The sequence below is a fragment of the Streptomyces sp. NPDC048718 genome (assembly GCF_043198875.1).
Lineage (GTDB): Bacteria > Actinomycetota > Actinomycetes > Streptomycetales > Streptomycetaceae > Streptomyces.
In genome coordinates, this window is the sequence record NZ_JBICVG010000003.1 from 28,377 (window position 1) to 41,617 (window position 13,241).

The 13,241-nt window shown below is 71.8% G+C and carries 12 protein-coding genes and 1 pseudogene; 4 read left to right on the forward strand and 9 right to left on the reverse strand.

Annotation, left to right across the window (positions count from 1 at the left end; all coding sequences use genetic code 11):
• Nucleotides 1-110 precede the first annotated feature (110 nt).
• The 4 genes from ACGFRB_RS05815 to ACGFRB_RS05830 all read right to left on the reverse strand — a co-directional run bounded on the left by ACGFRB_RS05815 (nucleotide 111) and on the right by ACGFRB_RS05830 (nucleotide 3,610).
• Nucleotides 111-530, reverse strand: a complete 420-nt coding sequence (locus ACGFRB_RS05815; protein ID WP_363006323.1) for a transcriptional repressor — start codon at nucleotides 528-530, stop codon at nucleotides 111-113.
• Nucleotides 531-711: 181 nt separating this feature from the next.
• Complete coding sequence (locus tag ACGFRB_RS05820; RefSeq protein ID WP_393239566.1) at nucleotides 712-1,605, reverse strand: metal ABC transporter permease; 894 nt, start codon at nucleotides 1,603-1,605, stop codon at nucleotides 712-714.
• Between the two features lie 24 nt (nucleotides 1,606-1,629).
• Nucleotides 1,630-2,406 (reverse strand): metal ABC transporter ATP-binding protein, encoded by a 777-nt coding sequence (locus ACGFRB_RS05825; protein WP_393239569.1) that lies wholly within the window; start codon nucleotides 2,404-2,406, stop codon nucleotides 1,630-1,632.
• Nucleotides 2,407-2,578: 172 nt separating this feature from the next.
• Nucleotides 2,579-3,610 carry a metal ABC transporter substrate-binding protein gene (locus tag ACGFRB_RS05830; protein WP_393239572.1) on the reverse strand — a complete coding sequence of 344 codons (1,032 nt, stop codon included), beginning with the start codon at nucleotides 3,608-3,610 and terminating at the stop codon, nucleotides 2,579-2,581.
• 656 nt (nucleotides 3,611-4,266) lie between these two features.
• On the opposite strand from ACGFRB_RS05830, the gene ACGFRB_RS05835 reads away from it, so the two are divergent.
• Complete coding sequence (locus ACGFRB_RS05835) at nucleotides 4,267-5,649, forward strand: glycine--tRNA ligase (protein ID WP_361230225.1); 1,383 nt, start codon at nucleotides 4,267-4,269, stop codon at nucleotides 5,647-5,649.
• Between the two features lie 177 nt (nucleotides 5,650-5,826).
• Here the strand turns inward: ACGFRB_RS05835 and ACGFRB_RS05840 are convergent, their stop codons facing one another.
• Nucleotides 5,827-6,417 carry a TetR family transcriptional regulator gene (locus tag ACGFRB_RS05840; RefSeq protein WP_393239575.1) on the reverse strand — a complete coding sequence of 197 codons (591 nt, stop codon included), beginning with the start codon at nucleotides 6,415-6,417 and terminating at the stop codon, nucleotides 5,827-5,829.
• 29 nt (nucleotides 6,418-6,446) lie between these two features.
• Nucleotides 6,447-7,466 (reverse strand): aldo/keto reductase, encoded by a 1,020-nt coding sequence (locus tag ACGFRB_RS05845; protein ID WP_393239578.1) that lies wholly within the window; start codon nucleotides 7,464-7,466, stop codon nucleotides 6,447-6,449.
• Nucleotides 7,467-7,740: 274 nt separating this feature from the next.
• On the opposite strand from ACGFRB_RS05845, the gene ACGFRB_RS05850 reads away from it, so the two are divergent.
• Nucleotides 7,741-7,983 carry a DUF6243 family protein gene (locus ACGFRB_RS05850; protein WP_393239581.1) on the forward strand — a complete coding sequence of 81 codons (243 nt, stop codon included), beginning with the start codon at nucleotides 7,741-7,743 and terminating at the stop codon, nucleotides 7,981-7,983.
• Between the two features lie 137 nt (nucleotides 7,984-8,120).
• Here ACGFRB_RS05850 and ACGFRB_RS05855 read toward each other — a convergent pair.
• The 3 genes and pseudogenes from ACGFRB_RS05855 to ACGFRB_RS05865 all read right to left on the reverse strand — a co-directional run.
• Nucleotides 8,121-8,439: pseudogene (locus tag ACGFRB_RS05855) on the reverse strand (MFS transporter); the annotation flags it as partial.
• Between the two features lie 63 nt (nucleotides 8,440-8,502).
• Nucleotides 8,503-10,002 (reverse strand): MFS transporter, encoded by a 1,500-nt coding sequence (locus ACGFRB_RS05860; protein ID WP_393239584.1) that lies wholly within the window; start codon nucleotides 10,000-10,002, stop codon nucleotides 8,503-8,505.
• Nucleotides 10,003-10,389: 387 nt separating this feature from the next.
• Nucleotides 10,390-11,385: an ArsR family transcriptional regulator gene (locus tag ACGFRB_RS05865; RefSeq protein ID WP_393239587.1), complete on the reverse strand. Its 996-nt coding sequence runs from the start codon at nucleotides 11,383-11,385 to the stop codon at nucleotides 10,390-10,392.
• Between the two features lie 194 nt (nucleotides 11,386-11,579).
• Here ACGFRB_RS05865 and ACGFRB_RS05870 point away from each other — a divergent pair, with 194 nt between their 5' ends.
• Together ACGFRB_RS05870 and ACGFRB_RS05875 are read left to right on the forward strand one after the other, a co-directional pair.
• Nucleotides 11,580-12,521 (forward strand): hypothetical protein, encoded by a 942-nt coding sequence (locus ACGFRB_RS05870; RefSeq protein WP_393239590.1) that lies wholly within the window; start codon nucleotides 11,580-11,582, stop codon nucleotides 12,519-12,521.
• A 109-nt stretch (nucleotides 12,522-12,630) separates the two neighbouring features.
• Nucleotides 12,631-13,101 carry a hypothetical protein gene (locus ACGFRB_RS05875; RefSeq protein WP_393239592.1) on the forward strand — a complete coding sequence of 157 codons (471 nt, stop codon included), beginning with the start codon at nucleotides 12,631-12,633 and terminating at the stop codon, nucleotides 13,099-13,101.
• Nucleotides 13,102-13,241 lie beyond the last annotated feature (140 nt).

Consider the following 13,241-nt stretch of genomic DNA (forward strand, 5'->3'; position numbering starts at 1 on the left):
ACGTGCCCCCCCCCCCCCCCCCCCCCCCCCCCCCCCCCGGGGCCCCCCCCCCCCCCCCCCCCCCCCCCCCCCCCCCCCCCCACCCTCATACGTACGGGGTCCTACGCGGGCTACGAGGCCGCCGCCCCCGCGCAGTCCGAGCAGGTGCCGAAGATCTCCACCGTGTGCGCCACGTTCACGAAGCCGTGCTCCGACGCGATGGTCTCCGCCCACTGTTCCACCGCGGGGCCCTCGACCTCGACCGCCGTGCCGCAGACGCGGCACACCAGATGGTGGTGGTGGTCGCCGGTCGAGCAGCGGCGGTAGACGGTCTCGCCCTCGCTGGTGCGCAGTGCGTCGACCTCGCCCGCGTCGGCGAGGGACTGCAGCGTGCGGTAGACGGTGGTGAGGCCAACGGAATCACCGCGGTGCTTGAGCATGTCGTGCAGCTCCTGCGCGCTGCGGAACTCGTCGACCTCGCTCAGCGCGGCCGACACGGCCGCCCGCTGTCGGGTCGCGCGGCCACGTACGGGGGGTCCTGCCGTTGCCACGGGGGCCTCCTAAGTCCTTGTCTGCCCCCGCCATTCTGCCAGCCTCCCCTTCCCCGGGAACGATCCCGGGACACCCCCCGCGAATCGCGTCAAATCCCTTACGCGTTCAAGCCATCACGCGTTCACGCCGTCACGCCGTCGAGCGTTCATGCCGTCCCGCGCTCATGCAGCCGTCCCGCCCTCACACCTTCACATCGTCCGAGGGACGGCGTCCCGCCGGCACCTTCGCGTCGCAGACCGCCGTCGCGGTGACGGCCGCCCGGGCCCGCCTGCGGGCGAGCGGTCCGGCCAGCGCCGTGAGGGCGATGAACACACCGATCGCGAGCAGCACGATCGTCGCGCCCGGCGGCAGGTCCTGGTAGTACGAGGCGGTCGTACCGGACAGGGTGACGACGGTGCCGATGGCGACCGCCAGGACGAACGTCGCGCGGAAGGAACGGGCCAACTGCTGGGCGGCGGCCACCGGGACGACCATCAGCGCGCTGACGAGCAGCAGGCCGACGACGCGCATCGCGACGGTGACGGTGACGGCGGCGGTGACCGCGATCAGCAGGTTCAGCAGCCGCACCGGCAGACCGGTGACCCGGGCGAAGCCCTCGTCCTGGCTGACGGCGAAGAGCTGGCGGCGCAGCCCGACGGTGACCAGGATGACGAAGGCGGCGAGCACCGCGATCGTCACCACGTCCTCGGGCGACACCAGCGACAGCGAACCGAACAGGAACGAGCTCAGCTTGGCGTTGGAGCCGGTCGGGCTGAGGTTGATCAGCAGCACACCGCCCGCCATGCCGCCGTAGAAGAGCAGCGCGAGGGCGAGATCGCCGCGCGCCTTCCCGTACGTCCTGATCAGCTCCATCACCACCGAGCCGGCGATGGCGACGAGCGTGGCCATCCAGATCGGGCTGGTGTTGAGCAGGAAGCCGAGACCGACACCGGTCATGGCGACATGGCCGATGCCGTCACCCATCAGCGCCTGGCGGCGCTGTACGAGGTAGACACCGACGGCGGGGGCGGTGATGCCGATGAGCAGCGCGGCGAGGAGGGAGCGCTGCATGAACGCGTCCTGGAGCATTTCCATGAGTCTGCTTCTTCTCGTCGGCCGTCAGGTCAGCAGACCTGTACGGAGCGGCTCGTCGGCCGCGTGCGGGTGGACGTGGTCGTGGCCGGGCAGCGCGTGCTGGCCGACAGCCTCCGGCGGCGGGCCGTCGTGGACGACACAGCCGTCGCGCAGGACGACCGCGCGGTCGATCAGCGGCTCCAGCGGGCCCAGCTCGTGCAGGACGAGCAGGACGGAGGTACCGCCGGCGACCTGCTCGCGCAGGGTGGCGGCGAGGATCTCCTGGCTGGCGAGGTCCACGCCGGCCATCGGCTCGTCCATGATCAGCAGCTCGGGCTCGGAGGCGAGCGCGCGGGCGATCAGTACGCGTTGGTGCTGGCCGCCGGAGAGCGCGGAGACGGAGTCCCCGGCGCGGTCGCCGAGCCCGACGAGGTCGATGGCCCGCTCGACGGCGGCCTTGTCGGCCTTGTTCGGCCAGCCGAACTTGCGGCGCGAGAGCCGGCCGGAGGTGACGACCTCGCGGATGGTGGCGGGTACGCCGCTGGCGGCGGTGGTGCGCTGCGGGACGTAACCGATCCGGGCCCAGTCGCGGAAACGCTTCTTCGGAGTGCCGAACAGGTCGATGGAGCCGCCGGTCAGCGGCACCTGGCCGATGAGGGCGCGGATGGTGGTCGACTTGCCGGAGCCGTTGGCGCCGAGCAGCGCGACGACCTCGCCGCGCCCGACGGTGAGGTCGACGCCGCGCAGCACGGGACGCGCGCCGAGGGTGGCGGTGGCGCCGCTGATGGTGATGACGGCCTCGCCGGTCACGGGCGTGCTCATGCGTGCCTCCTCTGCTTCGGGTCTGCTTCGTGGATGTCGTGGGGCGCCGTGTCCCGGGGTGCGGGCGCGGGTACGGGTGCGGGTGCCGCGCCGTGTGCGCTTACGGGTAGGTGTCCGTGTACGGCGGGTGTACGGGCCTTCCCGATGCGGGCCGCCCCCGTCGGGGGCGCGGTCACCGGGCGCCGAGGGCGGTCTTCAGCGCGGCCAGGTTGGCGCGCATGACCTGGAAGTAGTCGTCGCCCTTGGACTGGTCGGTGATGCCTTCCAGCGGGTCGAGCACATCGGTGCGCAGACCGGTGTCGTGGGCGAGGGTCTTGGCCGTACGGTCGCTGGCCAGGGTCTCGAAGAAGACGGTGGAGACCTTGTTCTCGCGGGCGATCTCCTGGAGCTGCTTGACGCGGGCGGGCGACGGGTCGGCCTCGGGGTCGATGCCGGCGACGCCCTCCTGCTCCAGGCCGTAGCGCTCGGCGAGGTAGCCGAAGGCGGAGTGGGTGGTGATGAAGGTCCGCGTGGCGGTGTTCTTCAGACCGTCCTTGAACTCGGTGTCCAGCGCGCCGAGCTGCTTCACCAGGGTGTCGGTGTTCTTCCGGTAGTCGGCGGCGTGGGCCGGGTCGGCCTTCGCGAAGACCGCGCCGACGCCCTGGGCGGCCTCGGCGTACCTCACCGGGTCGAGCCAGATGTGCGGGTCGCCGGCACCGGCCTCGGACCCGTGGTCGTGGCCCTCGTGGCCCGCCTCCTCGCCGCCGCCATGGGCGTGTCCGGCGTGGTCGTCGTGCCCGGACCCGCCGTCCTCGTGCGCGTGGCCGTCGCCGGCCGAGTCGCCGTGCTCTTCGAGGGTGGTGAGCGTGGCGGCGTCGACGGTGTGCTCGACGCCCGCCATGTCGATGGCGTCGTCGACGGCGGGCTGGACGCCCTTGAGGTAGAGGACGACGTCGGCGTCGGTGAGCCGGCCGATCTGCCGGGGCTTGAGCTCCAGGTCGTGGGGTTCGACGCCCGGCTTGGTGAGGGTCTCGACGGACACATGGCCGCCGCCGATCCGCTCGGCCAGGAACTCCATGGGGTAGAACGACGCGACCACGCCCAGCTTGCCGTCGTGCTTCCGGTCGGCCGCGTCCGAGGTCCCGCCGCAGGCGGTCAGGGTCACGAGGCCGAGCGCGAGGGCTCCGGCGACGGCGGTCAGGCGTATCGGTCCGGGAACGTTCATGAAAGCCATTTTCAACAAGAGTGGAAACGATTGTCAATAACCGAACGTGCGTGCAGTCGGGCGGCTGCGTGAACCCTCTCCGGAGAACCCGCTCGGACCTGCGCCGATTCCCCGGATCGCCGTAACGTGGCCCTGCCCACACCCCGGCGTACGCCTGGGCGCGCACCTCGGCGTACACCTCGCCACGCACCCCGACGTGCGCCTCCGGCCCCCGCCCCCGCCCCCGGCCCGGTCCAGGTCCCCTCCCGGGTCTCCGCGCGTTTTGTGCCTCCTTCTCCCCCTGCCTTCGGCGGGGGGACCCCCACGGGGTGCTGGAGTCGGACTCACAGCACCGATCGTGCTCACCCCACTCGTTCCTCGCGGGCCCGCACGCGTTCGGCACTGTTCCCCCGACGCACCCCTTCGGCTCACTCGGCCCCCCCGTGCGAGATCGCTCCGGCCGTCCTGGGCCACCCGCTCTCGCTCCCGCCCCGCCCTCGCGTGCCCGTATCCCGGCAGACACGTACAAGTCGGGACCACCCGACGGCCGCGCCGGCGCTCCGGGACCCGCCCGCCCCCGATTTCCCCTGCACAAGGCGTATCCGATTTGAAAGAGGAGGTACGGGCGCCGGTACCCTGGGGCATTCGCACTTCGTCGTCGTAATGAAGAGAGCACCGTGGCCGCCGACAAGATCGACACCATCGTCAGCCTGAGCAAGCGCCGTGGCTTCGTCTACCCGTGCAGCGAGATCTACGGCGGCCAGCGTGCCGCCTGGGACTACGGACCGCTGGGTGTCGAGCTCAAGGAGAACATCAAGCGCCAGTGGTGGCGTTACATGGTCACCGCGCGCGAGGACGTCGTCGGCATCGACTCGTCGGTCATCCTGGCGACCGAGGTCTGGGAGGCGTCCGGTCACGTCGCCACCTTCACCGACCCGCTGACCGAGTGCACCTCCTGCCACAAGCGCTTCCGCGCGGACCACCTGGAGGAGGCGTACGAGGAGAAGCACGGCCGTCTCCCCGAGAACGGCCTCACCGACCTCAACTGCCCGAACTGTGGCAACAAGGGCACCTTCACCGAGCCGAAGAACTTCTCGGGTCTGCTCGCCACCCACCTCGGCCCGACCCAGGACTCCGGCTCCGTCGCGTACCTGCGTCCCGAGACCGCCCAGGGCATCTTCACCAACTTCGCCCAGGTCAAGACCACCTCGCGCAAGAAGCCGCCGTTCGGCATCGCGCAGATGGGCAAGTCCTTCCGGAACGAGATCACTCCGGGCAACTTCATCTTCCGGACCCGCGAGTTCGAGCAGATGGAGATGGAGTTCTTCGTCAAGCCGGGTGAGGACGAGGAGTGGCAGGAGTACTGGATGCAGCAGCGCTGGAACTGGTACACCGGCCTCGGCCTGCGCGAGGAGAACATGCGCTGGTACGAGCACCCGCAGGAGAAGCTCTCCCACTACTCCAAGCGCACCGCCGACATCGAGTACCGCTTCTCCTTCGGCGGCAGCGAGTGGGGCGAGCTGGAGGGTGTCGCCAACCGTACGGACTACGACCTGACGGCCCACTCCAAGGCCTCCGGCGCCAACCTCTCCTACCTGAACCAGGAGACGGGCGAGAACTACGTCCCGTACGTCATCGAGCCCGCCGCCGGTGTCGGCCGCACGATGCTGGCCTTCCTGCTCGACGCGTACAACGAGGACGAGGCCCCCAACGCCAAGGGCGTCATGGAGAAGCGCGTCGTGCTGCGCCTCGACTACCGCCTGGCCCCGGTCAAGGTCGCCGTCCTTCCGCTGTCCCGCAACGCGCAGCTCTCGCCGAAGGCCAAGGGCCTGGCGGCCGACCTGCGGCAGAACTGGAACATCGACTTCGACGACGCCGGCGCCATCGGCCGCCGCTACCGTCGCCAGGACGAGATCGGTACGCCGTACTGCATCACCGTCGACTTCGACACCCTTGAGGACAACGCGGTGACCGTGCGCGAGCGCGACACCATGAAGCAGGAGCGCGTTTCCCTGGACCAGATCCAGGGCTACCTGGCCAGCCGCCTCATCGGCTGCTGACCTGCTGACCTGCTGACCTGCTGGCCTGCCGGGTCGATGCTTCACCGGCCGGCTGATCAGCTGATCGGCTGACCGGCCGCTCCGTACGACAAAGCCCCCGGTTCCGTCCGTCCGACGGAACCGGGGGCTTTGTCGTAGGCCCTGATGACCGGCGCTATGGGCGCTACTGGATCGGTGCTACGCCCGCAGCGCGCGCCGCACCAGCGCGACCACCGCGGCGAACGCCTCGCCGATGCCCGGGTCGGTCCACTCGGCCGCGTGCGCCGGGTTGTGGAAGCGGTCCGTGGCGTCGAAGACCGCGCGGGCCGTGGCGCGGAAGTCGGTCTCGGGAGCGGCGAAGACGCCCTCGCGATGGCCGTCCGCAAGGATCGCGGCTATCTGCTCCACCAGGTGTTCCTCGTGCCGGTCGACCACCGCGCTGTTCTCGCGGATCAGCACCATGAACGTGTCCATCAGCTCCCGGTCACCGCCCGCCTTAGCCCGCTTGAGTTCGAACAGGGCGGTCAGCCAGCCGGTCAGCCGCTCGTCGGCGGGCCCCGGACCCTCGGTGTACGGCGCGAGCGGGACGAGGGTCCGCTCCAGCCAGCGCTCCGTGACCGCCTCGCGCAGCGCCGCCTTCGTACGGAAGTGCCGGTAGACGCTGCCGTGGCTGACCCCGAGCGCGCGGGCCACGTCCACCACGGTCGCCTTCGCGGGGCCGTAGCGGCGCAGCACCTCCTCGGTGGCTTCGAGGATGCGCGCGGCGGTCAGGGTCTCGGTGGCGGTCATGGCACGACAGTACCCGGGGGCGTTCCGGCTCAGCGTTCGCTGTCGAGGTGCGCCATCTGCGACTCCGGGTAGCGCTCCCCGGCCGCCGCGCCCGCCGGGACGGCCGCCTCGATCGCCGCCAGGTCGGCCGCGTCGAGCGTGACATCGAGCGCGCCGAGGGACTCCGCCAGCCGCTCGCGGGTACGGGCGCCGACCAGCGGCACGATGTCCGCGCCGTGCCGGGGCCCCTGGGCGAGCACCCAGGCGATGGCGGTCTGGGCGACCGTGACGCCCTTGGCGCCGGCGACCGCGCGCAGCCGGTCCACGAGGCCGAGGTTCCGGTCCAGGTTCTCGCCCTGGAAGCGCGGGCTCATGCCCCGGAAGTCGCCGGGCGCGAGCGCGCGATCACGGGCGAAGTGGCCGCTGATCAGGCCGCGGGAGAGCACCCCGTACGCCGTGATGCCGATGCCCAGCTCGCGGGCGGTCGGCAGGATCTTCTCCTCGATGCCCCGGGAGAGCAGCGAGTACTCGATCTGGAGGTCCGAGATCGGCGCGACCGCCGCCGCCCGGCGCAGGGTGTCGGCACCGGCCTCGGACAGGCCGATGTACCGGACGTGACCGGCCTCGACCAGCTCGGCGAGGGCGCCGACGGTCTCCTCGATCGGGACGTCGGGGTCGACACGGGCGATCCGGTAGATGTCGATGTGGTCGGTGCCCAGCCGCTGGAGCGAGTACGCGAGGAAGTTCCGTACGGCCTCCGGGCGGCCGTCGATCCCGCCGAAACCGCCTTCGACGGTGCGCATGGCGCCGAACTTCACGCTGGTGAGGGCCCGTTCGCGGGCGGCGGCGGGGGCGGTGCGCAGGGCCTCGTTGATCAGCAGCTCGTTGTGGCCCATGCCGTAGAAGTCGCCGGTGTCGAGGAGGGTGACGCCGGCGTCGAGGGCGGCGTGGATGGTCGCGATCGACTCGGCGCGGTCGGCAGCGCCGTACAGGGCGGACATGCCCATGCAGCCGAGGCCGAGGGCGGAGACGCGGGGGCCGGTGGTGCCGAGGGGGCGGGTGGGGAGCATGACGGTCTCCTGAGGAGTGGGTTCCGTGTTCCGTACGGCTGTCTCTCTTCGAGAATGACATGAGCGATGACAGATTTCAATATCTGTCAGTCGATGGGGGAGGGGGGTGGGCTGGGCGGGGAGAAAACCGGGTGCAGTGGGGCGGGGGCGGCCGGTAGCGTCGTCGGCATGTACTCCCATCTCCCGATCTACGAGTGAGCGCGCGGCGCGGCACGCCGCGACCGACGACGGACCGAATGCCCACCTCATCGGAGACATCGGAGGGGAGACACCCATGGCCAAGAGCCGGAACAACCTCCTCGGCGTCGGCGGACAGCGCAAGAAGCTGTCCCGCGCCGAACAGCACGGCACCGCGCAGGGCCGTGCGAGCGGCGGCCGACAGGCCGACGACCGCAAGCAGGACCTGCTGAAGAAGATGCGCGAGCGCAGCACTCAGCGGCAGGAAGCCGACGAGCAGCAGGCCGACGAACAGCAGGCAGGCGAGCAGCAGGCAGGCGGACAGGAATCCGCCGAGTAGGAGATCCGCCGAGCGGTGAGGACGGACAAGCGCCGTCACCCGCACAACGGGAACGGCCCGGGTCACGCGAGTGACCCGGGCCGTTCCCGTCTCCCGTTCCCCCTCCCGTTTCGTACGGCTGGGGCGTGCGGGCGCGCTCAGTCGACCGTCGAACGGGGCAGCCGCAGCGCCAGCAGCGTCGTCGCCGCCACCAGGACGAGCTGGGGCAGCAGGGTCACCCGGCAGGGCGTGGCCCGCCGGGTCGGCGGCGGACAGCGACAGGAAGACCGAGCCGAGCGAGGCGACGCCGAGCGTCATCGCCGAGTGCTGGGTGGTCACCATGACCCCGCCGCCCACGCCCGCCCGGTCCGCCGGTACCTCCGACAGCACCACCCGGAACAGCACCGGCAGTTGAAGCCCCTGGCCGAGGCCCGCGACGGCCATGCCCGGCACCAGGTCCACCGCCGTCAGGCGAGGGCGGCGGCCCCGGCCGTGGTGGCCGTGGTGGCCGCCTGACCAGGGCCGGCCGAGGATCCTGGTTCAGCGCGGGCGCGGCGGACGGGGTAGGCGAGGCGGATCCGGCGGGTCGGGTGGGCGCGCCGGACCCGGGGCCGTCGGCCGTGCGCCGTGCGCCGGCTCCAGGAGGGCGGCCGTGCGCCGCGCCGTCCGCAGGGCCCAGTCGCCGCTGCTCAGCGCCCCGGCGATCAGGACGCACAGGCCCCAGCCGGTGATGATCCAGTACGCCGGTTCGCTCGCCGCCAGGAAGGTGTCCAGGCCCCAGCTCCCGGGGCCCTGCCGGATCGCCCCGAGGCCCGCCGCGAGCACCGCGCCCGCCACCGCGACCCCGAGCGTCTGGCCGATCTGCCGGCTGGTCGAGGCGACCGCCGCCGCGACCCCGGCCTGGGAGACGGGCATGCCGGAGACGGCGGTGTTGGTGATCGGGGCGTTGACCAGGCCGAATCCGATGCCGAACACCACGTACCCGGTGAACAGCAACGGCGTGCTGCGCTGCGCGTGGAAGACGGCGAACAGCAGCGCGCCCGCCGTCATCGCGGTCCCCGCGAGCAGCAGGGACGGCCGGGGGCCGCGCGCGCCGACGAGCCGGCCCGACAGCGGCGCGAAGATCAGGCTCATCGCGGCCATCGGCAGCATGAACAGGCCCGCGTGCAGCGCCGACAGGCCCCGGACGACCTGGAGATAGAGGGTGTTGAGGAAGAGGAAGCCGCCGAGCGCGGAGAACGCGCAGACCGCGATCACCGTCGCTCCGCTGAACGGTGCGCTGTGGAAGAAGCGCAGGTCGATCAGGGGTTCGCGGCGCCTCGGCTCGTAAGAGAGGATCCCGGCGAGGGCGATGACGCAGACGCCGGCGGCGAGCGCGCTGGTCTCGATGATCGCGTAGGTGAGGGAGGCGAGCAGCGCCGTCACCAGGATCTGGCCCACCGGGTCGGGGCGGCGGGGACGCGGGGCGCGGGACTCGGGGACGTAGCGCCGGGTGAGCAGCAGGGCGGCGATGCCGATGGGTACGTTCACCCAGAAGATGGCCCGCCAGCCGACCGACTCGACGAGCAGCCCGCCGACCAGCGGTCCCATCGCCATCGAGATTCCGACGACGCCGCCCCACATGCCGATGGCCCGGGCGCGTTCGGCCGGTTCGGTGAAGGTGTTGGTGATGATCGACATGGCGACCGGGTTGAGCATCGAGCCGCCGACGGCCTGCACCATCCGGAACGCGATCAGCGCGGACAGGCTGGGCGCGAGCGAGCAGAGCAGTGATCCGATCACGAAGACGACCAGGCCGATGCTGAAGACCCGGCGGCGGCCGACCCGGTCGGCCGTGGAGCCGGCGAGCATCAACAGCGAGGCCAGCACCAGCGCGTAGGCGTCGATGGTCCACTGCAGCCCGGCGACCGAGGCCCCGAACTCGCGCCGCATCGACGGCAGGGCCACGTTGAGCACGGTGTTGTCGAGGCTGACGATCAGCAGACTCATACAGCAGATCGCGAGAACGACCCGCTTCCGGCCGCGCGAGAGCTCGGGCATAGGCGGATTTTATGACCGGACGGGGGCTCTCGCACGGGTGCCCGAAGGGGGAGGTCGACGTCTGGCATATGCCTCACGGCCCCGGGAGGGGCGGTTACGGGGTGCGTTCCCCCCGGCGAGCCGGCAGCGCGGAAGATCCGCGCCCGCGCCTCGGCCAGGTGGGGCCCGGGCAGCGTGTGGGGCGGCTCCTTCGTATGTGACATGCGCGTCGTACAGCGCACGTATGCGGAGCGGCCGTCCGGCGGGGTGCCGGACGGCCGCTCCGCGGTGACCGCGTCATGTGCGGATGGCGCCCGTCTCAGGGTGCGGATGGTGACCGTCTCGCACGCGGATGGTGACCAGGCCACGCGCGGACGGTATCCATGTCACGCACGGACGGCGCCCGCATCACGTACGGATACGGGGGCTGCCTCCCTCCAGGAGCGCGAGGCCCAGTTCGGTGACCGTGTGCAGGGTCGCGTTGCGGTGGCGCAGGCTGGTGACCAGCGCCGCCTCCCGCAGCGCCGCGATGTGGCGGCTGGCGTTGGGTGGCGAGGTGCCCGCCGCGCGGGCGAGTTCGCCCGTGTTCGCGATGCCGTCCGCGAGGGCCGACAGCAGGATCGCCCGGGTCGGCCCGATCAGTGCCGCGAGCGCCCGCCCGTCGGCCGGTCCGGACTCCGGGGCCGCCCAGGCGGCGTCGTGCTCGATCGGGTGGACGAGGACCGGTGGCAGCGTCGGGTCGGCGAGTGTCGTCGGGGCGTGCCGGGAGAAGAACGACGGCTGGAGCAGCAGCCCCCGACCGTCCAGACGCAGATCCTGGTCGACCGGGAAATCGAGCTGGAGCACCGGGAAGTCCCACCGCGCGGACGGATGGATGGTGCTGAGGACCGCGTCCCAGCCGCCCTCCGCGAGCACGGTCGAACGGCGTGATCTGTCCCGGCTCACCTGGGCCCGGATGCGCTCCCAGAACGGGTCGAGCACCGTGTCGAAGTACACGCCCGCCGCGTCGGCGATCCGGCCGATGCCCCCGGCGTCCCCCTCCGCCAGGTTCCGGCTCCAGGCCGGCATGCGCCGGGTCCCGTTCCGGCGCGTGAACTCGCCCATATCGCGGTGGACTTGACGCAACGGAGTGGCGCGCAGGGCCTCGATCCGCTCGGCCAGGCCCCCGTCGGCCGCAGGGGTCAGGAAGTCCATCGCGTATCCGACGGGCGGCGCGAGAGCGGTCAACAGGCGTGTGACGGACGGGACTCGGGGCAGCGACTCCCGCAGCCAGGGCCCGAAGAGAACCCCCGCGTCCCGTCTTCGCAGCCGATGCAGGCTGAGCAACAGCTCCCACATCGGATCGGGTTCGGGGGCGATCCGCACCCGGGCGAGATCCTCCCCCGTGAAGTGGATGCGCAGCATCTCCTCAGCCCCTCCCACCACGGCAATTGCGTTCCAGCGCACCAACGTTCACAGAACTCCCCTTGTCCTCACAGAATCTGACCGAACAACACCCGATCGACGCACTCATCAACAGGACGGTGGATCGTAAAATGGCCGGGACGCGGACGAAGAACGTTTGCGGTGCGCGTGTCGCCGCGCGGAGGCTGGTCCGCGTGCTGGCCGCCGGAGCGGTCGCGGGAACGGTCCTCGCCACCACTGCCGGCTGCTCCGGGTCCGCCGGGGCGGCCTCCCCGACTCCGACTCCGACTCCGGCCCCGGCGGCGAAGCGGACGCTGGAGCCGGCCGCGCTCGCCGCACTGCACGAGCTTCTCCCCGTCACCGGCCTGCTGTTCACACCGCAGCTGCCCAGCGCCCGGGCCCAGCGGAAAGTCACGATCGCCTGCATGGCCGAGCACGGCTACCGCTACGCCCCCGCACCCCCGGCCTCGGACACCGGCGCGGACCCCGGCGCGGACAGGGGTACGGGCGGGGCCGCCGCGGAGGAGCGCCCGCAGCCGTTCGGCCTGGAGTCCTCGGCCCCGCCGCGTACCGCCGCCCCGGCGCCCTCCGAGAAGCCGCCCCGGCCCGGCAGCCCGGAGAGCACCGACGCCTACGCCCGGGCCCTGTTCGGCCGGGAGAGCGCCCGGGTCAGTACGAAGGGGCTGCGGCTGAGCGTGTCCCGGCCGGGCGAGGGCTGCCTCGCCGAGGCGGAGAAGCGGCTGCTCGGCGACGGCCGGATGCGCTGGCTCCAGGTGCGGATCATGCTCTTCGAGGCGCAGCAGCAGGCGCGCGCCGACGTGGAGAAGGACCCCGGATTCCAAGCGGCGACCACACGCTGGCGGGCGTGCATGGACCGGGCCAAGGTCAAGGCCCAGGACCCTGTCGCGGTCCTGAACTCGCTGCGCTCGGCCGACGACCGGCGGACCAGCCCGGTCGCCGCGGCGGATCTGCGCTGCAAGGCCGAGACGGGGTACCTGACCACCGCGTACCAGCGGCTCGCCGCCGCCCAGCAGCACTGGCTCGACCGGCACCCGGCCGTCGGCGCCGACTGGAAGAAGCTGTCCGACCGCCAGAACAAGGCAGCCGGCGAAGTCCTGGGCGCGAAGGCCGGCTGAGCCCGCCCGCAGGACCCGAAAACCCCACAGTCTTCCGCTCCCGGTCCCGGAAGCGGATGCCCTCCCTCTCCATGTCCTCGCATGTCCTCAATCCGAAGGGGAACCGATCATGTTCTCGACCCAGACCCGTCAGAAGTCCGGCCTCCGCAGGAAGGCCGCCGCCGTCGCCGGCGCGACCGCGCTCCTCCTGGGCGGTGGCCTCGCCGCCGCGACGACCGCCTCGGCCGGACCCAACTGCGCGGCGGGCTACCACTGCGTCTTCTACAACGGGCTCGGCGAGCCCGGCGGGCACGCCTTCTACAACAGCGACCCCGACTTCACCGACAACTACTTCGACGGAATGTCGATCAACATCAACGACAACACGTGGGCGGCCAGCAACTCCAGCACCGGTGGCTACGAGAGCCACTACTACTACGACGTGAACTACGGCGGTGGCCTGGTCTTCTGTGTGAACCCGGGCAGCGCGGTCAACGCCGGTCAGCTGAGCCACGACGGCGTGAAGGGCAACCACGTCGGCCAGCGCGACGAGGCCAGCTCGCTGCTGATGCGTCCCTCGACGAACATCTCCTGCTTCTGATCCGACCCACGCCCGTACGAGGGGCCTCGGCCCGACCGGGGCGCGCCCCGCCGATCCCCGGGAGAGTGGTCACGCGCGCCGCGCCCGTGAGCCGCGGAGCGCCCAGCCCGGGGGCGGCCCGGCCCAACCCCGGGGCCCGG